Consider the following 25,411-nt stretch of genomic DNA (forward strand, 5'->3'; position numbering starts at 1 on the left):
ATGCTTACCCTTGTACCTTTGTTTAAGCCGCCCATAAAAAAACCGAGAGACCGGCCAGGTCTCTCGGTTTTTTTAGTGCTCGGTATCAGGGTTGGGTTTGCGGAAAAATCAGGATTTGCAGGTTACCGCGCTGATAACGCTTGCCGTCGATGGGCAGCCGTTCCACTTCCTGGATCTCATCGACACTGTTGACCCGCATCACCACACCGACCGAGCCCTTTTTACGCGCCTCGGTCATCCATTGGCCAACGTTTTCCGTGGTGACCTTGCGGTTTGCCACGGCGGGATCCGAGAGGCCGTATTTCAACTCGCCGATGACATTATAGAGATCCACTTGCGGTCGTTTTGTCAGCCAGGCCAGCGCCGAGGCCGCGCCCAGGTCGTTGCTCAGCAGCGACGTGGTCTGGTTCAAGCTGTCCAGGTGCTCGGCGATGAAACGGTCGGGCATTTTGCTGTCGACGATCTGGCTGGGCATGGCGGCCGGCAGCAACGCCACCAGCAACCCGATGCCGAGGGCCGGCATTGCCCACAAGTGCAGTGGACGCAGGATCTGCAACGCATTGGAAATAATCCAGCCAACCAGCACGATGAATGCGAGCGACAGGCTGAACATCTCGGTATTTTCGTAGATTTCTTTGGTGGTTTGCAGGTACAGCAGCGCTACCAGCGCACCGGTGGCAATAATGACGTTGAGCCAACCGTTGATACGAATCGTCCTGCTCTGCGCCTGGTTCAGCATTTCCGTCACCGCATACCCCATCAGCAACGCCAGGGGCAACAGGCACGGCATGATGTAAGTCGGCAATTTGCCGCTGCTCAGGCTGAAAACGATAAATGGCAATGCAAACCAGAGCGACAGGAAACCAAAGACAGGTTGGCGCTTGTTTTTCCAGGACTGGATGAAGGTCGTTGGCAACAATGCAGCCCAGGGCAGGCTCGAGGCGACCAGCAACGGCAGGTAGAACCACCATGGACGAGCGTGTTGCGCATTGTCGGCGGCAAACCGGCGCACGTGTTCATTCCAGAAGAAAAAGCGCCAGAAATCCGGTTCCTGGTGGTGGATCGCCAGTGCCCAGGGCAAGCAGACCAGGGTTGCGACAACGACGGCCAGCGGCCCATAGCGCAACAACTCTTTGACACGACGCTGCCAGAACATATAGGGCAGGGCGATCAGTGCCGGCAACAGCCAGGCGAGAAAACCCTTGGTCATGAACCCCATGCCACAGGCCACACCCAACACTACCCACGCAATCAGCCGACCACGAGGGGTGCTGCTGTCGATGGCAAACCAAAACGAGACAAGGCTCAGGTTGACCCAAAAGGTGAATTGCGGGTCGAGGTTGGCGTATCCGGCCTGGCCGGCAATCAGCCCGAAACTCATGTACAGCAGCGCGCAGGCAAAACTCTTGCGCGGATCATTCCAGAACCGGCGGGCAATCAGATAAGCCAGCCAGACACTCAACCCGGTGCTCAGCGCCGACGCGATCCGCACCCCAAACAGGTTGTCACCAAACACCACCTGACCGATGGCGATCATCCAGTAACCGGCAATCGGCTTCTCGAAATAACGCAGGCCCATGAAGTGCGCAGAGATCCAGTTACCGGTAAGGGACATTTCCTGGGCAATCTGGGCATAACGGGTTTCGTCGGGAATCCACAGCCCATGACTCATCAGCGGCAGCAAATAGAACGCCACGAATGCCGCTATCAGGATTAATACGGTCCAGCGCTCTGAAGGTGGCATCCGGTGCCGAACGCTACGGGTTTGGGCTACGGAATCGGGTAGCGGGTGATTTGAAGTCATGAGTCAGCCTTGGCTCAGGGAAGGTTGTTTGGTAGAGGGGGTGTGATCGGTTTTAGTGGGCGATAAAGCAACTTTCAGCGCCGCTGCGAAGCAGCCTGAACAAACTAGTACCTCATCAACGAGAGTTGAACTCATTATTGTTTCAGCGTTTTTCAAAGGGCAGCGAGCGCCAGTCTTCAGCATTCATGATGCCGAGTACTTGAAGCTGACCTTTATTATCAATGCGGACAAATAACGAACTGCCGTACTCGCTTTTCGCTGCATTTTTGAAACCGTTCAAGGCTTCGAAGTCGCCGATGCAACCGCTATGCGTCACCAGCACCAGATTTCGATGGGCACGCTTGTGCGCCACAATGTCGTTACGCCAGGTGCTGCCACAGGTGGCCAGCCATTCCTGTGTCTGCGCGTCGCTGCCAAACATGTAATGCGCGGTTTGTGCGGTACGGGTCAGCGGGCTGCTCAAGACATCGGCCTGAGTCATCCCCAGACGCACCAAGCCTTGGCCCACTGCCGCTGCAGCGTCACTGCCGGCACGGGTGATGCCGTCCGCCGGTCCCAGGCAAGGGTTGCTGGAACGGTCGCAGCGCTCGGCATGGCGAACCAGAACCACGACCTCGCCGGCTTCCCAGCTTTGTAGCCATTGAGCCCGGACTTCCGGGTCCGCATTAGCCAGGCTGATCGGCGATCGTTGCGACCAGACAAACCCGGTCACCAGTGCGATGACCATCAGGGCGCCGACGATTGCGAGCAATACCCTAAATAGTCGCGGTGTTTTGCCCAGGCCCGACGGCGATTTGCGCATTGAGGAGTTGATCAAGTTTTCCACCTGCCGAAGCGCAATAAGAAGTTGTGTCAAGCACTCGAATCCAGGACGAAACGAGAACTTGGAAAGCAACTAGTCAGATCATGTGCAGGGCACACTAAAGCTGCGCAGATGTTGGCGGGGTGAAAGGAATGTGAAAAAAATGCAATGGGCTTTTAAGGTGATATTAAGTTGGTTATTGGTAATCTTTCGCTTTTACTTTTCTCCTGGAGGACAAGTAAAAACCAAGTGAAATTGTGGCCAACGGCGATCGAGTCGCCGTCGGGCCAGTAAAGCAGACCATGATCAGTCCTGAGGACATCCCGATTGAGTTCGGGCAGCGGCGGCCTGACTGATGAGCGCAGCCAGGCGTTTGACATTGTTTTGCTGGGCTGCCACCAACTCGTCGATGGACGTCCCGGAAGGTGTTTGCAAGGTGCTGCGGCAACTCAGCAGGGCGTTGTCGTCTCCATTGGCGCCCCGCAGGCGCCATTTCACGTCGATCAGGCCGTATTGTCCGGGAATCGAATCGAACCGTTGCACCTCCAGTCGCACCGACACTTTGCGCCCTGGATTGTTGTTCACCATTTGATCGGTCAAGGCGCTGCGCAATTCATCCACCAGGCTGGCCCCCCACCAATGGGTTTCGAGGATGGACATGCCGCTATTGCCTTGGCGTACAACAATCTGCGGACGATCGACCTGAGGCGGGACCACCAGGCTTTCGACCTGTATATCCGCCGCGGTCCTTGAATGGTTGCTCAACTGGGCCGGGGTCAGGGTATGGAACTGAATCGGGTCGCTGCGACAAGCGGCGAGCAATGCGAGCGCAGCGAACAACGTAACCTTCAGCGGAAAAGCCATGGGTGATGCTCCTGTGCTCATTTGCTGGGTGGCCCTTGAAGGTCGATGGGCGCGGCATTTTCGGGACGGCCGCGAATCAGTGATTCCGGATGCCGTCCCAGGTAGTCCGCGAGGTCACGCAGGGAACGCGATGTGCGCCCCAACTCGTCCAGGGTCTGGCCCAGTTTTTCCCGTTGTGGCGAATCGTCGGCCAGGGTCGAATTGGCCGATTGAAGCGTCGTATTGGCCGACTGCAGGGTCTTGCTGACGTCCACCAGGGTGTTTTGCACGCCTGGCAGCGTCTTGGCATTGAAGTGCCCCAGGCTTTTGCGCAATTCCACGAGGTTACTGTCCAGGTTGCCGGCAATTCGCTCGATGGGCAGCTGATTGATCTTGGTGACCATGGCTTCGAGTTTTTCCTGCAACTGTTCGAGGCTGCCAGGCACGGTCGGAATGCTGATCGGGCGGGCGTTGGGATCGAAAGCCACTTTCTCCGCCTTTGGATAGAAGTCCAGGGAGATATACAGCTGGCCTGTGAGCAGGTTGCCGGTGCGGGCCTGACCTCGCAGGCCGTTATCGATGAAGGAACCAATCAGCCGTACGGCCGCGGCTTCATCGCTGGGGTCATGATTCAACTCCTTGAGCATTTTGGTGTGGGCCAGTCCCAGACGCTGCGGGTAAATCACAATGCCGACGTTGACCGGGAAACTGCGTTTTTTCGCATCAAAGTCCAGGTTAACCGCCACCACTTTGCCGATTTCCACGCCGAGGAACTCCACCGGTGCATCGACCTTGAGCCCGCGCAACGCCTGATCGAAACGCAAGGCCAGGTATTGCGGCTTGCCATTGGGCGGGGCGAGAGCGCTTTGCTGGTCGTCGAACAGCTCGTAGGCATACTCTTCCGGGGCCGGTTTGTCATTGGGGCTGTACTCCGGTGCGCGAAAGGCGATGCCGCCCACCAGTATTGCAGACAGGGACTCGGTCTTGACCGCAAATCCGTTGGCACCGACGTTCACGTCGATACCGCTGGCATTCCAGAAGCGGGTGTTCTCGGTGACGTAGGCGTCGTTGGGCGAATGAATGAATAAATCGATGTTCACCCCTTTGCCATCAGGGTCCAGGGCGTAGGCCACGACCTGACCCACCGGAATCTTGCGGTAATAAACCGGCGAGCCGATATCCAGCGATCCCAGGTCCTGGGTATGCAGGGTGAAACGTTTGCCCGGTTCGCCGTAGGTAATCGGTGGCGGGTTCTCAAGGCCCTTGAAGTTCTTTGCACGGGCATTGTCCTGACCGATGTCGGCACCGATGTAATCCCCGGACAGCAGGGTGTCGATACCCGATACACCACCGGCGCCTATGCGCGGCCGCACCACCCAGTATTTCGAGTCCTTGCTGGTAAAGCTTTCGGCCTGTTTGGACAATTTGATGGTGGCGTTGACACTCTTCTGGTCATTGCTCAGTTCCACGTCCGTCACGTTGCCGATGACCACGTTGCGGTACTTGACCTCGGTCTTGTTCGCCGTCAGGCCGTCGCCGGTCTTGAACGTAACGGTGATGGTCGGGCCTTCTTGCAACATGCTGTGAACCACCAGGGAAAGCCCCACCAGTACCGCGACGATCGGCACGATCCACACCAGCGACACGCTGAATCGACGGGTCTTGATGGGCGCCTGACCCGGGGCTTGCGGCCCGTCAGTGGCTTGTTGCTTCATCCTTGACCTCCTCAATGTGTGGATGTTCGCCCGTGGCATCCCAGATGAGGCGTGGGTCGAAACTCATCGCCGACAACATGGTGAAGACCACCACCAGGCCAAAGAACAGAATGCCCGGGCGCGGTTCAATATCGGCCAGGGCTTGAAATTTCACCAACGAGGCCACCAGGGCGACCACGATCACGTCGAGCATCGACCAGTAACCGATGACCTCGACAAAACGGTAGAGCTTGGAGCGCTCCTGGCGCGCCCACAGACTGTCGCGTTGCACGGTGACCAGTAGCAACGTGATCGCCACGAACTTGATGCCCGGCACCGCGATGCTGGCGATGAAAATGATCAGGGCAATGTCCCAGGCGCCGTGCTGCCAGAACTCCAGCACACCGCTCATGATCGTGCTGTCGGCGCCATTACCGACCATTTTGGTGTTCATCACCGGCAGCAGATTGGCCGGAATGTAAAACACCAGGGCCGCGAGCATGTAGGCCCAGGTCCGGGTCAGCGAGTTGGTCTTGCGCCGGTGCAGCGGGGCGCCGCAGCGCTCGCATTCGTGAGGCTCATGGGTCATGTCACAGGCCATCCCGCAGGTATGGCACAGGCACAGGTTGAGATCGCTGGCGACCGGGGGCGTAGTCATGGGATGTCCCACAGATCACGAATGTCGCGACCGGCGACACGGATCATCATCAGGCTGAGAATGGCCAGGGCGAACAGGCCGATGCCGGGCAACACATCCAGCAACCCCGCGAGTTTGATCACAGCGACCATCGCACCCAGCAGGCAGACTTCCAGCATGCTCCAGGGCCTGAGGGTTTCCAGCCAGCGCATGCAGAACCTGAAACCCGGGGAGCGCCGATGGGTGAGGGCAAAGCACAAGACCCAGATCAGCAGCACCAGCTGGAAAATCGGCGCGATGATCATGGCGATCGCCGCCACCATCGCGATGAACGTGATGGGGCCCAGACTCAGGGCCAGTACTGAATCCCATAGCGTCGCACTGTTTTTCAGGCCTTTGAGGCTGATGCTCATGACCGGATAGAAATTGGCGAAGATCCACAGCATCAGGGCGGTGAAGGTCAATGCCAGCCGCTGCTCCACCGTCAGACCGTTATAGCGCTGAAGCACGCCGCCGCAGCGGACGCAATAGGTCTTCTGATGTTTGGCGAGCGTGGTTTTCTCGTACACGCAGTCACAGTGCTCGCAGATGATCAGTGGGTCACTCGTCGCCATTGGGCCAGGCTCGACAGAAGGCAGGAATTGATGAGCACCCCCTCAATATAGAAGTGACTTGCGATTGAGCAAATCGAAAGGCTGAACGAGGGACCTTACATGTAGCGCAAAACCCTGTGGGAGCGAGCCTGCTCGCGAATGCGGTGTGTCAGGCAACTGAGTTGCCGGATGTCAGACCGTCTTCGCGAGCAGGCTCGCTCCCACAGGAGAAATCATTTGTGGATGTCAGCCAAGCACCTCACGCATCCGATACCAGAGCATACCGAGGGCCAGCAGGGGCGAGCGCAGGGCGCGGCCGCCGGGGAAGGTCATGTGCGGCACGGCGCTGAACACGTCGAAGCCCTGGCTGTGCCCGGTGTAGATCGCTTCGCCCAGCAGTTTTGCGCACCAGTGCGTGACGTTCAGGCCATGGCCGGAATAGCCCTGGGCATAGAACACGTTCGGATGCTGGCTCAAACGCCCGACCTGGGGGAAACGATTGGCAGTGATGCCGATCTTGCCGCCCCATTGATAGTCGATGCGTACGTTCGCCAGTTGCGGGAAGACCTTGAGCATCTGCGGGCGCATGTAGGCCGTGATGTCCCGTGGATCACGCCCGGAATAGTGGCAGGCACCGCCGAACAGCAAGCGCCGGTCGGCCGAGAGCCGGTAGTAATCCAGGCCGACTTTCTGGTCGCACAGCGCCAGGTTGTGCGGGATCAACTGCGCCGCCTGTTCCGCCGACAAGGGCTCGGTGGCGATGATGTAGCTGCCCGCGGGCAGTACCTTGCCGCTGAGTTTCGGTTCGAGTTCTTCCAGATGCGCATTACAGCCCAGCACCAGGCTGCCGGCGCGGACCGTGCCAGTGGCGCAGCGCACCTGCACCGAGCTGCCATGGATCAGTTCCAGGACGGGGCTTTGCTCGAAAATCCGCACGCCAAGGGACTGCGCCAGCCGTGCTTCGCCGAGCACCAGGTTCAAGGGATGCAAGTGACCCGAGCCCATGTCAATCAAGCCGCCGGCATACAGGTCCGAGTTCACGACCTGCTGAGGGATCTGTCCGGGTTCGACCAGACGGGTTTCATGGGCATAGCCCGACTCGAGCAGCTCTGCGTGTTCGGCCTTCAGCCCGGCGAACTGCGCCGGGGTATTGGCCAGTTCGCAGAAGCCCCAGCGCAAGTCGCAATCGATACCGTGCTCACGGATCCGCCGGCCCACCAATTCCACCGATTCGACGCCCGCGCGCTCCATATATCGCACGCCTTCGGCGCCCACATATCGGGCGAAACCGCTGACATCATGGCCGATGCCGCGAATCAATTGGCCGCCGTTGCGCCCGCTGGCCCCCCAACCGATGCGCCGGGCCTCCAGCAAGATCACCGAGAGTCCGCGCTGAGCCAGTTCGATGGCAGTATTGACGCCGGTGAAACCGCCGCCAATCACGCAGACATCGGCCATCAGGTCTGCGTCCAGCGTGGGGAAGGGCGCCATGCCGTGGGCCGAGGCGGCGTAGTAAGAGTGCGTATGTTCCTGGGTGTACTGGTTCATTGGTTGGACTTCACTTTGCTCCAGGAACGGGTCATCAGGCGCATGATCGACTGCGGCGGCGTGGTCGAGATGTAGAGCTTGTCGAGGACTGCCTGGGAGGGGTAAACCTCGGGATTGTTGACCAGTTCGGCGTCCATGTACTGTTTGGCGGCCGGGTTCGGGTTGGCGTAGCCCACCGAGGCACTGACCTTGGCGATCACTTGCGGGTCGAGCAGGTAATTGACGAAGGCGTGGGCTTCTTTCGGGTTGCTGGCGTCGGCGGGAATGGCCAGCAGGTCGAACCACAGGTTGCTGCCTTCCTTGGGGATGGCGTAGGCAATGTTCACATTGTTTTTGGCTTCCTTCGCGCGGTTGGCGGCCTGGAACACATCGCCCGAGTAACCGAACGCGACGCAGATGTCGCCGTTGGCCAGGTCCGAAACGTACTTGGAGGAGTGGAAGTAAGTGACGTACGGACGGATGCTCAGCAGCTTGGCCTCGGCCTTTTTGAAGTCTTCGGGGTTTTCACTGCGCGGGTCCATGCCCATGTAGTTGAGTACCGCCGGGAACACCTCATCCGCCGAGTCCATGATCGACACGCCGCACTGGCTGAGTTTCTTGATGTTTTCCGGTTCGAACAGCACGGCCCAGGAGTCGATATGGTCGATGCCCAGCACTTGCTTGACCTTGTCGACGTTGTAACCGATGCCGTTGGTACCCCACAGGTACGGCACGGAATGCTCGTTGCCCGGATCGTTCTTCTCCAGCAGGGCCAGCAGTTTCGGATCGAGATTCTTGAAATTCGGCAGTTCGGCGCGGTCCAGCTTGAGGAAAGCGCCGGCCTTGACCTGTCGCGCCAGGAAGTGGTTGGACGGCACCACCACGTCATACCCGGTGCGCCCGGCGAGCAATTTGCCTTCCAGGGTTTCGTTGGAATCGAAGACGTCGTAGATCACCTTGATCCCGGATTTGGCCTGGAAGTCCGCGAGGGTGGTCTCGCCGATGTAGTCGGTCCAGTTGTAGACGCTGACCTGTGGCTGGGCCTGGGCCACGGCGCTGCACATGACGGTGAGCGCGAGCGGAACCATGGATTTCAATAGACGCATATCGACACCTCTTGGAATTTTTATTTTTTTGTAGGAGCGAGGCTTGCCCGCGAAGAGGCCAGTACATTCAACATCACCGTTGACTGAGAGTCCGCTTTCGCGGGCAAGCCTCGCTCCTACAGGGGATGTGTGGTCTTTAGACGCTCAGCAACAGGAACTCACGCTCCCAGGAACTGATCACCCGCTTGAAGTTCTCGTGCTCGGCGCGTTTGACCGCGACGTAGCCGCGCACGAACTTGCTGCCCAGGTAACGGCCGATGGCGTCACACTCTTCCATTTGCGTCAGGGCGTCTTCGATGGTGATCGGCAGGCGCAGGTTGCGGCGTTCATAGGCGCGGCCCTGGACCGCGGCGCTCGGCTCGATGCCTTCGACCATGCCGATGTAGCCGCACAACAGGCTGGCGGCGATGGCCAGGTACGGGTTGGCGTCGGCCCCTGGCAAACGGTTTTCCACGCGCATCGCCTCAGGGCTGGAGGTCGGCACGCGCAAGCCGACGGTGCGGTTTTCTTCGCCCCATTCGACGTTGACCGGTGCCGAAGTGTCCGGCAGGAAGCGGCGGAACGAGTTGACGTTGGGGGCGAACATCGGCAGCACTTTGGGGATGTACTTTTGCAGGCCGCCGATGTGCTGGCGGAACAGGTCGCTCATCTGCCCGTCGGCATCGGCAAAGATCGGCCTGCCGGTGGCGATGTCCACCACGCTCTGGTGAATGTGCATGGCGCTGCCGGGCTCGTCGCCAATCGGTTTGGCCATGAAGGTCGCCGTGACGTTGTGCTTGAGCGCGGCTTCACGCAAGGTGCGCTTGAACACGGTGATCTGGTCGGCCAGGTCCAGCGCGTCGCCGTGACGGAAGTTGATTTCCATCTGCGCCGGGCCGTCTTCATGGATCAGCGTATCGAGGTCCAGGCCTTGCAGTTCGCACCAGTCGTAGACGTCTTCGAACAGCGGGTCGAACTCGTTGGCGGCGTCGATGGAGAACGACTGGCGACCACTCTCCGCGCGGCCCGAACGGCCCAACGGCGCCTTGAGCGGCAAGTCCGGGTCTTCGCAACGCTGGGTCAGGTAAAACTCCATTTCCGGGGCAACAATAGGCTTCCAGCCCTTGTCGGTGTACAGCTGCAGGACTTTCTTCAGCACATTGCGCGGCGACAGTTCGATGGGGTTGCCGAACTTGTCGAAGGTGTCGTGAATGACGATGGCGGTCGGCTCGATGGCCCATGGCACCACATACACCGCATCAGCGTCGGGCTTGCAGACCATGTCGATATCGGCAGGGTCGAGCAGGTCGTAGTAGATGTCGTCGTCGACAAAGTCCCCGGTTACCGTTTGCAACAGCACACTTTCCGGCAGGCGCATGCCTCGCTCATGCAGGAACTTGTTGGTGGGTGCGATTTTGCCGCGTGCAATGCCGGTCAGGTCGCTGACGACGCACTCGACTTCGGTAATCTTGTGATCTTTCAGCCACGTGAACAGCTGATCGAAAGGGACATTCATAAAGACCTCGTTATTGGTTTTATTAACGCCAGGAGATGTCGGCTTCATCTGCCGGACACTTCCCCTGTAGCGCGTTGACGACTATCTTGGGCGAGCCTTGCGGTTCCATCTATCCACTTTAAGCAGCACAAAGCGCACCAAAAGAGTGCGTAAGGTCGTCTCATGACAGCGTGTCATTCCCTTCAGGTTCAAGCGTTCAATACCGCCGATGTCGCCGAGCAAATCCGCGCCACGCCGGGCTGGGTCCAGCACTACCAACAGATGTCGCCGGGGCATTTCGCAGGCCTGGTGCGCTATCTGGATCTGCAGGGCGTGGAGATTTACGAAGAGTCCATGAACACTCGGGTCGAGCAGAATTTCAGCGCGCCGCAGGGTTCGCTGGCGTTCTGTTTCGATCGCAGCGACAACGCGCTCTACGTGCTCAATGGCGAAAGCCGCAACATCTGGATCACCCCGGAGAACTACCAGGAAATCGCCGTGGTGTTCGGCCCGGAGTTCGTCCAGCGCCATGCACTGGATGTGGCCCGGCTGGAAGGGTTGTTCATGGCGCCGCTCAATTCGCAGCAGAACGCGTTGTTCAGCCGCTGGCTCAGCGGCACGCTGACACGGCTGTCGCAGACCTTCGATCCGCCAAGTCGCGAAGCCCTGACCGAGCAATTGCTGGACGACTGTCTGTTCATCCTCGACAACGCGCGCGTCTGTCTTGATCAAGGTGCGTTGCAGCGCCGGGCAGGGGAACGGGCGATCATGAAGCGGGTAGGGGAATGGGCGGCGGATACCCCGGAAGAACACCTCAACCTGTTGGAACTGTCCCAGGTCGCCGGGGTGTCGTTGCGCCAGTTGCAGCAGGCGTTCAAGGCCTACACCGGCATGGCGCCGACCCAATGGCTGCGCCTGCGCCGCCTCAACAGTGCGCGCCGCGAATTGCTCAGTCGCACGCCGACGCAAACCACCGTCGCCGAGGTGGCGATGCACTGGTCATTCTGGCATTTGGGGCGGTTTTCCAGCAGCTACCGCGCGCTGTTCAAGGAGTTGCCGAGCGACACCCTCAAGCGCGCGAGCGTCACTGCGCCGGCGCGCGGGCGGCGTTAGAACGTTGGCGGAGTGATCACCCAGATCACCACCGCGTCCACCTCGCCGGGGTTGCCGTAGCGGTGCGGTTCCTGGCTGGAGAAGCTGAAGCTGTCGCCCTCGTTGAGCTGGAAATAGCGCTCGCCGACCCATAATTCGAAACTGCCGGACAACAGATAACCGGCTTCTTCGCCTTCGTGGCTATAGCTTTGCTGGCTGTAGGTGCCGGGCGGAAAGCGCGAGTGGAGCATTTCCAATTGCTGACTGGGTTGCGGGGTCAGCAATTGGTCGATGATGCCGTCTTCGTAATGCACGCTCATGCGACTGTTCTTGCGCACGACAATGCCGTCGTCTTCAGGAGCGGTGTTGGCTTCGCTGGCGAAGAACCACTGGATGGTCACCCCGAGGCTGCGGGCGATGTTGAACAGCGCCGGGATTGATGGATAAGCGAGGTTGCGTTCCAGCTGGCTGATGTAGCCCGCGGTCAGCTCGCTTTGCTGTGCCAGTTCCGCCAGGGTCATGCCCCGGCGCTTGCGCAGGCCGCGAATGCGAGTGCCGAGAAAGTGCGGTTCGGCGGTGCCGGTTGCGGGCTGTGTGGTGCTGTTGTTGCTCATGGTCAATTCCGAACCGGGGAGGGGCTTGAGCTAATGTGCATTATCCCTGTGGGAGCGAGCCTGCTCGCGAAAGCGGTCTTTCAGTCGACATAGATATCGACTGGCATGACGCCTTCGCGAGCAGGCTCGCTCCCACAGGTTTTTGCGTTGTTCAACAAAGGCCCCGGAGTATAAACAGGCTCAAAGCTCCCACGCGACCTTCAGGCCCTCATAAATCGCTTCTTCGGCGGTGCGCGGTGCCAGGCAGTCGCCGATCCGCCGAAATTCCACCAGGCCTTGCAGTTCGTCGCCCAGGGTGTCTAGCGGTTGATGGCCCTGGCACAGCACCAGCGTGTCGATGTTTTCCAACAGCATCGGCTCACCGCTGGCGGTGTGTTGCAGGTACACGGTGTTGTCGTCGCAACCGTACAACCGCGCGTAAGGGGTGATGGGAATCCCCAGTTTGTGCAGCTCGCCGGCGAGTTGATCGCGCACGTACAGCGGCAGGCTTTCCCCGCAATGGGTGCCGTTGACGGCCAGTTGCACCTGATGTCCGGCGCGGGTCAGGCGCTCGGCAATGCCGGGGCCGATCCAGTCGCAGCGCCAGTCGACCACCACCACCGAACGGCCGATCTGCACCTCATCGCGCAGTACCTGCCAGGCATCCACCACCTGCAACTCGCCGCCGCGTTCGAAGTGCGGCCAGTAGGGTTCGGCACCGGTGGCGACGATCACCATGTCGGGTTTTTCCTGCTCCACCAGGGCGCGGTCGACCCGGGTGTTGCGCACCACGCGCACCCCGGCCAGTTCCATTTCCCGCTGCAGGTTGGTGCTGGCACCGCCAAACTCACTGCGCCGTGGCAGCAATTGCGCCAGCAGGACCTGGCCGCCGAGTTGCGAGCTGGCTTCGTACAGCGTCACGTCATGCCCGCGTTGTGCCGCCACCGCAGCGGCTTTCATTCCGGCAGGCCCTCCGCCGGCGATCATGATGCGTTTGCGTGCTGCAGTCGGTTTGCGCTGACCAAAGATCAACTCGCGCCCCGTTTCCGGGTGCTGGATACAGGAAATCGGCAGCCCTTTGTGGAAGTGCCCGATGCACGCCTGATTGCAGGCAATGCAAGCGCGTACGTCTTCGGCACGGCCCGTGTCGGTCTTGTTGGGCATTTGCGGGTCGCAGATCAGCGCGCGGGTCATGCCGCAGACATCGGCCTGGCCGCGGGCGATCATCAGCTCGGCTTCCTGGGGCTGGTTGATGCGTCCGGTGACGAACAACGGAATGTCCAGGCTGGCCTTGAACGTCCCACCTTCCTTGGCCAGATACGCTGCTTCAATCGCCATCGGCGGCACGATATGCACGGCGCCACCGAGGGAGGCCGAGGTGCCGGCGACGATGTGCACGTAATCCAGTTGTGCTTGCAGCAATTGCACGGCGGCCAGGGATTCGTCTTCGGTCAGGCCTTCGGGGTCGCGCTCGTCGGCGGAAATGCGCAGGCCGATGATGAAGTCTTCGTCGGTGCCGGCGCGTATTGCGGCAATGACTTCACGCAGGAAGCGCAGACGCTGTTCCAGTCCGCCGTTGTAGCCATCGGTGCGGCGATTGACCCGTGGATTGATGAACTGCGCCGGCAAATAGCCGTGACTGGCCACCACTTCGACGCCATCGATCCCGGCCTGATGCAGGCGTCGGGCGGCAGCGGCGTAGCCGGCGACGATCTCGTCGATCATCGCCTGATCCAGCGCCCGCGGCATCACCCGGAAGCGCTCGTTGGGCACCGTCGACGCGGAGTAGGCCACGGCCAGCAGACCATCGGCGGACTCCATGATTTCCCGCCCCGGATGGAATACCTGCGACAACACCACGGTGCCGTGGGCATGGCAGGTCTGCGCGATTTTCCGGTAGCCGTCGATGCAGGCGTCGTCGGTGGCCATCAGCACGTGGGAGGTGTACCGCGCGCTGTCATGCACGCCGGCCACTTGCAGCACGATCAGCCCGACACCGCCCTCGGCCCGCGCCCGGTGATAGGCGATCAGTTGCTCATTGACCAGGTTGTCGGTGGGCATCGAAGTGTCGTGACCGCTGGACATGATGCGGTTTTTCAGGCGCTTGCCACGGATCTGCAAGGGTTCGAACAGATGCGCAAAGGCTGGGGTCGGCATGGTGCGGTTGCTCCGGCAGGCTGACCTGTAGGAGCGAGCTTGCTCGCGATGGAGGTCCGGGCACCCCGGGGAATCAGGTAGCCCGCGTTTTCGTTAACGTCCATCGCGAGCAAGCTCGCTCCTACAGAGGTAGCAGGTTTTTGGCGTTGTTATTATTGGCCTATAGAAATTTACCTTCAGTAAAAAATCAACTTGTTTTTTTACTGTGGCTTGCAGTAGTTTCATTCCTGGCCCGTTCCCGGGTCGAACCTCACAACAATAAAAAGGGCCATTCCGGTGTCAGTCCGGGCGGTACCTGCAAGAGGAACCTTTGATGAAATCGCGAACGCTCAAGCACGGTTTTTATCCCTTGATGTTGTCCATGGCCCTGGGCCTTGGCAACGCTCAGGCAGGGTCGGAGATGGTGGTGGTCGGATACGGCGGGGCCGGACAGAAAGCCCTCGACGCGGCGTTCTTTCAGCCGTTCGCCACGCTGGATCAAAGCAAGGTCATGCAGGCCGAATACAACGGTGAAATGGCCAGGATCAAAGTGATGGTCGACACCGGCAACGTCGATTGGGACGTGGTGCAGATCGAAGGCCCGGACCTGATGCGCGGTTGCGAAGAAGGCATGTACGAGCGTCTTGACTGGGCGCGACTGGGGCGTGCTGACCAGTTGATCCCCGAAGCGGCGCAGGAGTGTGGATCGGCAGCAATGGTCTGGAGCGTGGCGATTGCCTACGACACCGACAAACTGGCGCAAGCCCCGACTTCGTGGGCCGACTTCTGGGACGTGAAGAAAACCCCCGGCAAACGCGGGTTGCGCAAGCGTGCGGTGTACAACCTGGAGTTCGCCTTGCTGGCCGACGGGGTGAAAACCGAAGACGTCTACAAGGTACTCGCCACCCCGCAAGGCGTGGATCGCGCGTTCGCTAAATTGACCGAGCTCAAGCCCAACATCCAGTGGTGGGAGGCGGGCGCGCAACCCCCTCAATGGCTGATGTCGGGCGACGTGGTGATGACCTCGACCTACAGCGGACGCATTGCCGACGCCGCGCAAAAAGGCAGCCACCTTGGCCTGGTCTGGCCCGGCAGTCTGTACGGTATGGATTACTGGGCGATCATCAAGGGCTCCAAACATGTGGATCAGGCCAAGCGCTTCATCGCGTTCACCAATCAGCCCGATGCCCAGGTCAAGTATGTGAACCTGATTCCTTACGGGCCGACCAACACCCTGGCTGCCGCGCAACTGGACGACAAACTGGCCAAATGGGTGCCGACCGCACCGCAGAACCTCAAGGGCGCGTTGTCGATGGACGTCGGTTTCTGGGTTGACCATGGCGAAGAGCTGGAGGAACGCTTCAACGCCTGGGCCAGCAAGTAAGTCCAAAGCGGCTGGACGTCTGTGCGCGTCCAGCCGTACTGTTTGCCCAGCCGATCAGCCTGGAGAACCACAACAATGAATGAGATCGCCACCCACCTGACTGCGCGCAGCGCGACCGAACAGCGCCTGCGCGAGGAACTGGCGGCCTGTTATCGCTTGATTGCGCATTTTCGTATGACCGATTTGATCTTCACCCACATTTCAGTGCGCCTGCCGGGGCCGGAACATCATTTTCTGATCAATCCCTATGGATTGATGTTCGATGAGATCACTGCATCGAATCTGGTGAAAATTGACTTGAATGGCCACGCCGTCGAGCCATCGCCTTATCCCGTCAACCCGGCGGGGTTCGTGATCCATAGCGCGATTCATGGCGCCCGGGAAGACGCGCACTGCGTGCTGCACACCCATACCAAATCCGGCTGCGCCGTGGCCGCCTTGAAGTGCGGGTTGCTGCCGGTGAACCAGATTTCCATGGAGTTCTACGGCAAGGTCGCTTACCACGACTACGAAGGCGTGGCGCTGGACATGAGCGAGCAGCAGCGGTTGGTGCAGGACATGGGCGACAAGCCGGTGTTGATGCTGCGCAACCATGGCTTGCTGACCGTCGGCGAAACCGTGAGCCAGGCGTTTTTGCGCATGTATTACCTGGAAAAGGCCTGTGAGATTCAGCTGGCGGCGCAGGCTGCCGGGGAACTGGTGCTGCCTCCGGCCGAGGTGTGTGAGCACACCGAACGCCAGTTCAATGACCCGGGACGGCCGCTGGATAAGGGCGAATTGGCTGACCCGGATGCGATGCAATTGGCCTGGGCGGCGTTGTTGCGATTGCTCGATCGCGTGGCGCCGGGGTATCGGGATTGATCCGTGGTTTTTTGTGTTGAATGGGCTGACGCCTTCGCGAGCAGGCTCGCTCCCACAGTTGATCGAGTCGTTCGCAAATATCGCGCATGACACAAACCTTGTGGGAGCGAGCCTGCTCGCGAAAGCGGTCTTTCAGGCGTGCATACTCTTGCTGTACAGTCGTTCAACTCGCAAGCAAAACGCGGGCCCCAATGATTGAATCCAGGAGCATGTCGCCATGAATCAGGAAGCCCGTTTTTCCCGCATGGAACCGGAGTTGCGCAAGGCCAATCTGATCGAGGCGACGCTGGTGTGCCTCAAGCGCCATGGCTTCCAGGGCGCTTCGATCCGCAAGATTTCCGCCGAGGCCGGCGTCTCGGTCGGCTTGATCAGTCATCACTATTCCGGCAAGGACGAACTGGTGGCCGAGGCCTACATGGCGATCACCGGGCGCGTCATGACCCTGCTGCGCGATGCCATGGAGCAGGCGGCACCCAATGCCCGCGAGCGGTTGTCGGCGTTTTTCCGTGGTTCGTTCTCCGCCGAATTGCTCGATCCGCAGTTGATCGATGCCTGGCTGGCGTTCTGGGGTGCGGTGAAAACCGCTGAGGCGATCAATCAGGCCCACGATCATTCCTACGGCGAGTACCGTGGCATTTTGCGCAAGGTGCTGATGGAACTGGCGCAGGAAGAGGGCTGGGAAAACTTTGACGCCGATCTCGCCGCGATCAGTCTCAGCGCCTTGCTCGATGGCTTATGGCTGGAGTCCGGACTTAACCCCGGCACGTTCACGCCGGAGCAGGGCATCCAGATTTGCGAGGCCTGGGTCGACGGATTGCAGGCTGGCGGGCGCCAGCGATTTTGCATCAAGACAAGCGATGTGCAGACGAGCAGCTGTTGATCACCTGTTCAGTAGTGGCTACTCTCTGGCGCTGATGCAGCTAAACACTCTAATAAGAAATACGCCTTCGGGCCTGTGCAGGACACCACGTAATGACGCCTCGGGTACTGATCGTCGATGACGATCCGCTGATTCGCGAATTGTTGCAGGCCTATCTTTCCCAGGAAGGCTACGACGTGCATTGCGCCGCCACCGCGGAACTGGCCGAAACCTTCCTGGCCAGCCAGACTGTCGACCTGGTGATGCTCGATATCCGCTTGCCCGGCAAGGACGGCCTGACCCTGACCCGCGAACTGCGGGTGCGTTCGGAAGTCGGGATCATCCTGATCACCGGGCGCAACGACGAAATCGACCGCATCGTCGGCCTCGAATGCGGTGCCGATGACTATGTGATCAAACCCCTCAATCCACGGGAACTGGTGTCCCGGGCGAAAAACCTGATTCGCCGGGTTCGTCACGCACAGGTTCCTCAACCCGTGGCGCCAATCTCCAGACCCGTCAAACAGTTTGCCGATTGGGCGCTGGACACCGACCGCCGGCGCCTGATTGATCCGGCCGGCAGTGAAACTCTGCTCACCCACGGCGAGTATCAGTTACTCAGCGTGTTCCTGCGCAACAGCGGCCACACCCTGAGCCGCGACCAGTTGATGGACCAGATCCGCAACCGCGAATGGGTGCCCAACGACCGCTCCATCGACGTGTTGGTGGGCCGCTTGCGCCGCAAGCTGCACGACGACCCCGCCGAACCGCAGTTGATTATCACCATCCACGGCGCCGGTTACCTGTTCACGGCCAGCCTGGCGGCGTGATGGTCGTGGGGCGACGGCTCTGGCTGATGCTGGCGTTGATTTTGCCGATGATGTCCGGCTATGCGCTGGCGGCTGAAAAGGTGCGCTATTGCGATTACCCGGTGTACCCGCCGATTTCCTGGAGCGATGGCAAACAGGTCCGCGGCCTGGCGCCGAGCGTGGTGAAAAAGCTGTTCAGCCAATTGGGCTACGACGTCGAGGTGGTGGTGCTGGGCAACTGGAAGCGCTGCCTGCTCGACGCCGCCGAAGGCCGGGTCGACGTGGTGCTGGCCTACAGCACTGTGCAGCGGGAACAGAGCATGTTGTTTTCCACGGTACCGGTGCTGCGTGAGGAAGTGGCGCTGTTCATCAATCGCCAACACCCGGTGAAATTCGAACGCTTGCAGGACCTGGCCAACTACCGTGGCGGCTTGCTGTTCGGTGAAAGCTACGGCGTGGAGTTCGATCGCATGGTCGCGCAAAACAACAACATCGAATGGGTCTCGGACAGTCGCCAGAACTTCGGCAAGCTGATTCGCGGCCGTATTGATTTCATCACCCAGGAACGCCGCACCGGGCAGTTGTACGTGGAAAGCCTGCCCGGCGCGCAAGACATTGTCGCCTTGCCCACGGCCCTGAGCGTGGATTACCTGCGGATCGCCGTTTCACGCCGTTCGCCGCTGGCTACGCGCATGCCTGACATCAACGCCCAGCTGCAACGCATGGTGGACGCTGGCGACATCGAGCGGCTGCTCAATGAAAGCGAAGTCACCTACCGCGACATGATCAACCTGCCGGCCAACGCCCAATGATTCGCGCTCGACCCGGCGGACTGCTGCGGCGCCTGCTGCTGTTCATTCTGTTGTTCAGCCTGTGCTTCACCGTGCTGGCCAGCAGCGTGCAGCTGTACATCGAATACCGCCGGGAAATGCGCGAAATCGACTCGCGCATGGAGCTGATCCGCGCCGGCTATCTGGCGAGCCTGGAGCGCAGCCTGTGGGACCTGAACCAGGAGCAGTTGAACGTGCAATTGCGCGGTCTGGTGGATTTTTCCGACGTGGCGCGGGTGCACCTGACCAGCCCCGACTACGACTTGCTGCAAGGCAACCCGGACCCGGTCGGCCCGTTGCGCATCGAGCGTTTTGCCCTGGACTATCAACCACCTTCCGGCCCGTTGCGCCAGCTCGGCGAGCTGGAAGTCAGCACCGACCTGGGCGCGGTGTATCAGCGCCTGTACGCCACCGGACTGACCAGCCTGTTGTGGATGGGGGCGTTTTTGTGCGGCCTGGCGATTGCGCTGTCCGGGTTGTTTTATCGCCTGGTCACCCGGCACCTGCAAGTCATGGCCGGGTTCGCCCGGCGCATTGCCGCTGGTGAGTGGCATGAGCCGCTGCGCCTGGACAAGCGACGCAACGCACATGAAGACGAAATCGACACCGTGGCCCACGCCCTGGATGACATGCGCCGGGCGATCCTCAGTGACATCGAGCGCCGGGAAACCGATCGCCTGGCCTTGCAGGACAACCGCGACGAATTGCTGCGCAGGGTCGAACGGCGCACTGCCAGCCTGATGCGCGCCAAGGACGAAGCCGAGGCCGCCAACCAGGCCAAGTCGCGGTTTCTGGCGACCATGAGCCACGAGCTGCGCACACCGCTCAACGGCATTCTCGGCATGGCCGAGTTGCTGCGCGGCGCCCGTCTTGACCCGCAGGACAGCAAGCGCCTGGACGCCTTGCACAAGGCCGGCGAGGGCTTGCTGAGCATCCTCAATGAAGTGCTGTTTTTCGCCAAGCTGGAGGAGGGCGCGAGCCTGCCCGAGCCGGTGGATTTCTCGATGCGCCAGTTGCTCGACGAGGTGCTGACCCTGCTCGAACCCAAGGCACTGGACAACGACACGCTCCTGCATTGCCGGGTCGATCAGCGGGTGGCCGAACATCACTATGGCGCCGAACAATTCTTGCGGCAGGTGCTGAGTAATTTGCTGGCCAATGCCATCAAGTTCACCGAAGGCGGCGAGGTCAGCGTCGAGGTGGCGTTGCTCGATCAGCCTGAAGTGCAGAACGGGCAGCGTTTGCGGGTCAGCGTCACCGACAACGGTATCGGCATTGCCCCGGCGATGCAGGCGAAGATTTTCGAGCGGTTCACCCAGGCCAGTGAGGAGGTGGCGCAGCGCTTTGGCGGCACCGGGTTGGGGCTGGCGATCTGCAAACATCTGGTGGAGCACATGGGCGGCAGTATCGGCGTCAGCAGCGAAGTCGGGCGCGGCAGTTGTTTCTGGTTCGAACTGACCTTGCAGCCGGGCAGCGGCGTCATCGACGTCGCGTCGGTTCATGCGACGGGCGCGGCGCTGGACATACTGGTGGTCGAGGATGTGGCGCTCAACCGCGAAGTCGCCGAAGGGCTGTTGCAGCGGGACGGGCATCAGGTGTGGCTGGCCATCGATGGCGAGCAGGCGTTGGTGCAGTGCGCCGGGCGGGCCTTCGATCTGATTCTGCTGGATGTGCATCTGCCGGGAATGAGCGGTGTCGAATTGTGCAAGCGGATTCGCAGCACGGAAGGGCCAAATCGCCAGACCCGCATCTTCGCCCTGACCGCCAGCGTGCAACCGGCGTTGGTACGCGGTTATCTGGATGCGGGGATGGACGGCATTCTGGCCAAACCGCTGAAGCTGGAGAACCTGCGAAAGGTGCTGTTGGGGCAGGCAGCGGTCGCCGAGGCGGTGGTCGAGGACGAGTCGATGGATTGGCCGTTGCTGCACACCCATCGCACCTTGCTCGGTGAGCAGAAAGTGCAGGGGCTGTTGACCGTGTTGCGCGATTCGATCCTTCAACATCGCGAAGCGCTGGACGAAGCGATCGAGGCTGACGATTGCACGGAGGTCGCGCAACTGGCACATCGCTTGGCGGGCAGCAGTGATTCGTTGGGGTTTCGTGGGCTTGCGGCGGTATTGCGCCAGTTGGAAACTGCGGCCCTGGGCAACGACGAATCGGCGATTCCTGGGCTGGCGCCAACCGTTCAGGCGCAAATGCAGCGGGCGCTGCAAACCCTCGAAGACCTTCTGGGAACGTTGCCCCGATAATCCCAGGCACACCACATTTCCCTGTGGGAGCGAGCCTGCTCGCGAAGGCGGTGTAACAGCTCGCACATCTATTGACTGACACGCCGCATTCGCGAGCAGGCTCGCTCCCACAGGGTGTACAAGGTTGTTACGACTTTTTACATCTTTGATCTTTACGTACAACAGGGCCTTACATGGCTTTCCAATAATCGACGCAACCGCCGCAGCGCGGTCTTCGAAGCTTATTGGAGATAATAATAATGAATTGCCGTAAAGCTGATCCCTCCCCGAGCCATGACCTCCTGTCATGCGCCGCGCCCCTCACTGACTGCTGAGGTGCCGACATGAACGAAAACACTGATCGCAAAGGCATCCAACTGACCCGTGCCCTGAAAAGCCGGCACATCTTCATGCTGTCGTTGGGCGGCGTGATCGGCACCGGGCTGTTCATGGGCTCCGGCGTGACCATCAACCAGGGCGGCCCGGTGGGGGCGATTCTGGCGTATCTGGTGGCCGGTTTCCTGATGTACCTGGTGATGGTCTGCCTGGGCGAACTGTCGGTACAGATGCCGGTCTCCGGTTCGTTCCAGACCCACGCCACGAAATTCATCGGCCCGGCCACCGGCTTCATGATCGGCTGGGTGTACTGGATGAGCTGGGCGACCACCGTCGGCCTGGAATTCACCGCGGCCGGCATGCTGATGACCCGCTGGTTCCCGGCGGTGCCGATCTGGTACTGGTCGGCGCTGTTCGTGGTGGTGCTGTTCGGCATTAACGCCATGGCGACCCGCGCCTTCGGTGAGGCGGAGTACTGGTTCTCCGGGATCAAGGTCGCGGCGATTCTGGGTTTCATCGTGGTCGGCGTGCTGGTGATCTTCGGCGTGATGCCGCTGAGCAGCGGTGCACCGGCACCGATGGCGACCAACCTGATCGGCGATTCACTGTTTCCCAACGGCATGTCCGCCGTCTTCGCGGTGATGATGACCGTGGTCTACGCGTTCCAGGGCTGCGAGATCATGGGCGTGGCCGCCGGCGAAACCGATCAGCCGGAAAAAAGCATCCCGCGCGCGGTGCGCAACGTGGTGTTCCGCGTGCTGATTTTCTATGTGCTGGCGATTGTCGTGCTGTCGGCCATCGTGCCGTGGCAGCAGGCGGGGCTGATGGAAAGTCCGTTCGTGCAGGTGTTCGACATGGTCGGTATTCCCTATGCCGCCGACCTGATGAACTTCGTGATCCTCACCGCGATTTTGTCGGTGGGCAACTCCGGCCTGTATGCCTCGACCCGCATCCTCTGGGCGATGTCGAAAACCGGAATGGCGCCGAAAAGCCTGTCGCCATTGAGTAAACGTGGCGTGCCGTTGCGTGCCCTGAGCATCACCCTGTGCTTCGCTTTGGTGTCGCTGATGACCAGCTTCGTCGCGGCGGACACCTTGTTCATGGTGCTGATGGCGGTAAGCGGCATGTCCGGCACGGTGACCTGGATCGTCATCGCCTTGGCCCAATACAAATTCCGCAAGGCCTACCTGCGCGACGGCGGCAAACTCAGCGACCTGAAATACCGCGCCCCGTGGTTCCCGGTACTGCCACTGATGTGCATCACCCTGTGCTGCTCGTTGTTCGTGTTCCTGGCACTGGATGAAACCCAGCGTCCATCGCTGTACTGGGGCTTTGGCTTTATTGCGCTGTGCTATGGCGCGTACTTCCTGTTCCATCGCAAGCATGAAGAGGTGTTGGCGCCGAGTTTACCGGGCGCTTGATTCCAGACAAACAAGGCATTGCTTCCTGTGGGAGCGAGCCTGCTCGCGAAAGCGGTCTGTCAGTCAGCAGAGATGTTGAATGTGACGCCGTCATCGCGAGCAGGCTCGCTCCCACAGTTGTTTTGCGGTGCCCTGTGGGCAGTTGTTCGAAGTTGTAACAGAGATAGCGAGCAAAGATTGTCTTTCGATAAAAAACTCAATTAAAACAATTAGATAACTGATTAGTACGCCTGTTACAGCCTATTTCCCCACCAATTGCCGCCTTACTGAACACTCGTTTAGTATGGCCTTCAGTCGCAACACCTCAGACCAATCACAATAATTCGGGGACTCGCATGACTACTCACGATTCGCTGCTCAGTCAGGTCGAAGCAGGCGTTGCCTGGATCACCCTCAATCGCACCGCACAGCGCAATGCGCTGGACATCCCGACGCTGAAAAACCTGCATGCCTTGCTCGACACCTATAACGCCGATCCTGCGGTCCGCGTGGTGGTGCTGACCGGCAGTGGCCGCAGTTTCTGTGCCGGGGCCGACCTCGATGAATGGGCCGAAGCCGAAGCCCGGGGCGCGCTGGAAACCTACGGCTGGACCGAAACCGCCCACGCCCTGATGACCCGCCTGCACAGCCTGGAAAAACCCACCATCGCCGCCATCAACGGCACCGCCGTCGGCGCGGGGATGGACCTGACCCTGTGCTGTGACCTGCGCATCGCCGGGCAATCGGCACGGTTCAAGGCCGGTTACACCAGCATGGCTTACTCACCGGATGCCGGCGCCAGTTGGCACTTGCCACGGCTGATCGGTGTCGAGCAGGCCAAGCGCCTGCTGTTTCTCGACGAATTGTGGGGCGCCGACCGTGCCCTGGACGCCGGCTTGGTCAGTGATGTCTGCGCCGACGATCAGTTGCTGACCGCCGCCAGTGAGCTCGCCTCGCGCCTGGCCGCCGGTCCGACCTTTGCCTTTGCCCAGACCAAGAAACTCATGCGCGAAGGCGCCGACCGCAGCCTGCCCGAGCAACTGCAGGCGGAACTGGCTGCCGGCCTGTTGTGCGGTCGCAGCGAAGACGGCAACGAAGCCCTGCGCGCCGCCATGGAAAAACGCCCGGCACGCTTCATCGGTCGATAAGCCAACACGATCCGTAGGAGCTGGCTTGCCAGCGAATGTTTTCAGCTCCGCCCCGATTCTCAGATAACGAACAACAGGTAGCACCATGAATTTCCAACTGACCCAAGAACAAGAAATGTTGGTGGACGCGGTACGCAGTTTTGTCGAAAAGGAACTGCTGCCCTATGAAGATCAGGTCGATCGCGCCGATGAAGTTTCCCCGGAGCTGGCGGCGCAGATTCGCGGCAAGGCGATTGCCGCCGGTTTCTACGCCTTCAACATGCCGGAAGAGGTGGGCGGTGGCGGTCTGGATTACCTGTCCCAGGCGCTGATCGAGCGTGAACTGTCCAAGGTCTCCTGGGCACTGCACGTGTTCGTCGCGCGGCCGTCGAAAATTCTCATGGCCTGCAAGGGCGAGCAGATCAACGACTACCTGCTGCCGTGCATCCAGGGCGAGAAAATCGACTGTTTCGCCCTCACCGAGCCGGGCGCCGGTTCCGACGCCAACGCGATCAAGACCCGCGCCGTGCGTGACGGCGACGACTTCATCCTCAATGGCAGCAAGCACTTCATCAGCCACGCCGGCCACGCCGATTTCGCCATCGTCTTCGCCGTCACCGACACCTACGAGCACAACGGCAAGAAGCGCAACGCCGTGACCTCGTTCCTGGTCGACCGCAACACCCCCGGCATGACCATTCGCCGTGGCCCCAAGTGCGTGAGCAACCGTGGCTATCACACCTTCGAAATGTTCTTCGACGACTGCCGCGTACCGGCCTCCAAAGTGCTGGGCGAAGTCGGCAAGGGCTGGGACGTGGCCAACGCCTGGCTGACCGCAGGCCGGGTGATGGTCGCCGCCAACTGCGTCGGTCAGGCGCAACGGGCGCTGGACGTGTCGCTGCAATGGGCAGCGGACCGCAAACAGTTCGGCCAGCCGATCGGCACCTATCAGGGCGTGTCCTTCAAGTTGGCGGACATGGCCACGCAAATTCGCGCCGCCGAACTGCTGACTTTGCACACCGCGTGGAAGATGGACCAGGGCACCATGACCGATGGCGAGGCCGGCATGGCCAAGCTGTTCGCCAGTGAAGTGCTGGGGCGCGCGGCCGATGAGGCGGTGCAAATCTTTGGTGGCATGGGCCTGATGGACGAAGGTCCGGTGGAGCGCATCTGGCGCAACGCGCGGATCGAGCGGATCTGGGAAGGCACTTCGGAAATCCAGCGCCATATCATTTCCCGTGAGCTGCTGCGGCCGCTGCTGCGCTGATCGGTCCGG

Annotated in this window: 21 protein-coding genes; 10 read left to right on the forward strand and 11 right to left on the reverse strand. The window is 60.6% G+C overall.

Going from position 1 to position 25,411, the window contains the following annotated elements:
• Window positions 1-85: 85 nt before the first annotated feature.
• The 9 genes from arnT to LAB08_RS13900 all read right to left on the reverse strand — a co-directional run bounded on the left by arnT (window position 86) and on the right by LAB08_RS13900 (window position 10,501).
• The gene (arnT, locus tag LAB08_RS13860; protein WP_096511662.1) at window positions 86-1,804 is read right to left on the reverse strand and encodes a lipid IV(A) 4-amino-4-deoxy-L-arabinosyltransferase; all 1,719 of its coding nucleotides are present in this window, start codon (window positions 1,802-1,804) and stop codon (window positions 86-88) included.
• Window positions 1,805-1,946: 142 nt separating this feature from the next.
• Window positions 1,947-2,621, reverse strand: a complete 675-nt coding sequence (gene pmrG / locus LAB08_RS13865) for a lipopolysaccharide core heptose(II)-phosphate phosphatase PmrG (RefSeq protein WP_436799346.1) — start codon at window positions 2,619-2,621, stop codon at window positions 1,947-1,949.
• Window positions 2,622-2,912: 291 nt separating this feature from the next.
• Complete coding sequence (locus LAB08_RS13870) at window positions 2,913-3,470, reverse strand: PqiC family protein (RefSeq protein WP_096511660.1); 558 nt, start codon at window positions 3,468-3,470, stop codon at window positions 2,913-2,915.
• A gap of 17 nt (window positions 3,471-3,487) precedes the next feature.
• Window positions 3,488-5,164 (reverse strand): PqiB family protein, encoded by a 1,677-nt coding sequence (locus LAB08_RS13875; RefSeq protein WP_096511659.1) that lies wholly within the window; start codon window positions 5,162-5,164, stop codon window positions 3,488-3,490.
• Window positions 5,145-5,801: a paraquat-inducible protein A gene (locus LAB08_RS13880; RefSeq protein ID WP_096511658.1), complete on the reverse strand. Its 657-nt coding sequence runs from the start codon at window positions 5,799-5,801 to the stop codon at window positions 5,145-5,147. The genes LAB08_RS13875 and LAB08_RS13880 overlap by 20 nt, the downstream gene beginning before the upstream one ends.
• A complete protein-coding gene (locus LAB08_RS13885) occupies window positions 5,798-6,394 on the reverse strand; it encodes a paraquat-inducible protein A (protein WP_096511657.1) in 597 nt (198 codons plus the stop codon). The genes LAB08_RS13880 and LAB08_RS13885 overlap by 4 nt, the downstream gene beginning before the upstream one ends.
• Window positions 6,395-6,619: 225 nt before the next feature.
• Window positions 6,620-7,921 (reverse strand): NAD(P)/FAD-dependent oxidoreductase, encoded by a 1,302-nt coding sequence (locus tag LAB08_RS13890; protein WP_096511656.1) that lies wholly within the window; start codon window positions 7,919-7,921, stop codon window positions 6,620-6,622.
• Window positions 7,918-9,006, reverse strand: a complete 1,089-nt coding sequence (locus LAB08_RS13895) for a polyamine ABC transporter substrate-binding protein (protein ID WP_096511655.1) — start codon at window positions 9,004-9,006, stop codon at window positions 7,918-7,920. Before LAB08_RS13895 ends, LAB08_RS13890 begins: the two co-directional genes overlap by 4 nt.
• 136 nt (window positions 9,007-9,142) lie before the next feature.
• Window positions 9,143-10,501, reverse strand: coding sequence for a glutamine synthetase family protein (locus tag LAB08_RS13900; RefSeq protein WP_096511654.1), 1,359 nt, complete (start codon window positions 10,499-10,501; stop codon window positions 9,143-9,145).
• Window positions 10,502-10,663: 162 nt separating this feature from the next.
• Here LAB08_RS13900 and LAB08_RS13905 point away from each other — a divergent pair, with 162 nt between their 5' ends.
• The gene (locus LAB08_RS13905; RefSeq protein ID WP_096511653.1) at window positions 10,664-11,593 is read left to right on the forward strand and encodes a helix-turn-helix domain-containing protein; all 930 of its coding nucleotides are present in this window, start codon (window positions 10,664-10,666) and stop codon (window positions 11,591-11,593) included.
• On the opposite strand, the gene LAB08_RS13910 is transcribed toward LAB08_RS13905, so the two are convergent.
• Entirely contained in the window at window positions 11,590-12,186 is a 597-nt protein-coding gene (locus LAB08_RS13910) for a helix-turn-helix domain-containing protein (protein ID WP_096511652.1), read from the reverse strand. The two genes, LAB08_RS13905 and LAB08_RS13910, sit on opposite strands and share 4 nt — an antisense overlap.
• Window positions 12,187-12,366: 180 nt before the next feature.
• On the reverse strand, window positions 12,367-14,322 hold the full coding sequence (locus LAB08_RS13915) for an oxidoreductase (RefSeq protein ID WP_096511651.1): 1,956 nt from the start codon (window positions 14,320-14,322) through the stop codon (window positions 12,367-12,369).
• Window positions 14,323-14,635: 313 nt separating this feature from the next.
• Here LAB08_RS13915 and LAB08_RS13920 point away from each other — a divergent pair, with 313 nt between their 5' ends.
• From LAB08_RS13920 to LAB08_RS13960, 9 genes are all read left to right on the forward strand, one after another.
• Window positions 14,636-15,685, forward strand: coding sequence for an ABC transporter substrate-binding protein (locus LAB08_RS13920; RefSeq protein ID WP_096511650.1), 1,050 nt, complete (start codon window positions 14,636-14,638; stop codon window positions 15,683-15,685).
• A gap of 75 nt (window positions 15,686-15,760) precedes the next feature.
• On the forward strand, window positions 15,761-16,546 hold the full coding sequence (locus LAB08_RS13925) for a class II aldolase/adducin family protein (RefSeq protein ID WP_096511649.1): 786 nt from the start codon (window positions 15,761-15,763) through the stop codon (window positions 16,544-16,546).
• A 217-nt stretch (window positions 16,547-16,763) separates the two neighbouring features.
• Window positions 16,764-17,426 carry a TetR family transcriptional regulator C-terminal domain-containing protein gene (locus LAB08_RS13930; RefSeq protein WP_096511648.1) on the forward strand — a complete coding sequence of 221 codons (663 nt, stop codon included), beginning with the start codon at window positions 16,764-16,766 and terminating at the stop codon, window positions 17,424-17,426.
• 92 nt (window positions 17,427-17,518) lie between these two features.
• Entirely contained in the window at window positions 17,519-18,235 is a 717-nt protein-coding gene (locus LAB08_RS13935; protein WP_096511647.1) for a response regulator, read from the forward strand.
• Between the two features lie 26 nt (window positions 18,236-18,261).
• A complete protein-coding gene (locus LAB08_RS13940; RefSeq protein ID WP_096515401.1) occupies window positions 18,262-19,026 on the forward strand; it encodes a substrate-binding periplasmic protein in 765 nt (254 codons plus the stop codon).
• Complete coding sequence (locus LAB08_RS13945; RefSeq protein ID WP_096511646.1) at window positions 19,023-21,293, forward strand: ATP-binding protein; 2,271 nt, start codon at window positions 19,023-19,025, stop codon at window positions 21,291-21,293. The genes LAB08_RS13940 and LAB08_RS13945 overlap by 4 nt, the downstream gene beginning before the upstream one ends.
• A 323-nt stretch (window positions 21,294-21,616) precedes the next feature.
• Window positions 21,617-23,029 carry an amino acid permease gene (locus LAB08_RS13950; protein ID WP_096511645.1) on the forward strand — a complete coding sequence of 471 codons (1,413 nt, stop codon included), beginning with the start codon at window positions 21,617-21,619 and terminating at the stop codon, window positions 23,027-23,029.
• Between the two features lie 335 nt (window positions 23,030-23,364).
• On the forward strand, window positions 23,365-24,156 hold the full coding sequence (locus LAB08_RS13955) for an enoyl-CoA hydratase/isomerase family protein (protein WP_096511644.1): 792 nt from the start codon (window positions 23,365-23,367) through the stop codon (window positions 24,154-24,156).
• 85 nt (window positions 24,157-24,241) lie between these two features.
• A complete protein-coding gene (locus LAB08_RS13960; RefSeq protein WP_096511643.1) occupies window positions 24,242-25,402 on the forward strand; it encodes an acyl-CoA dehydrogenase family protein in 1,161 nt (386 codons plus the stop codon).
• Window positions 25,403-25,411: the final 9 nt, after the last annotated feature.

This window comes from Pseudomonas izuensis (assembly GCF_002356535.2).
Taxonomy (GTDB): Bacteria; Pseudomonadota; Gammaproteobacteria; order Pseudomonadales; family Pseudomonadaceae; genus Aquipseudomonas; species Aquipseudomonas izuensis.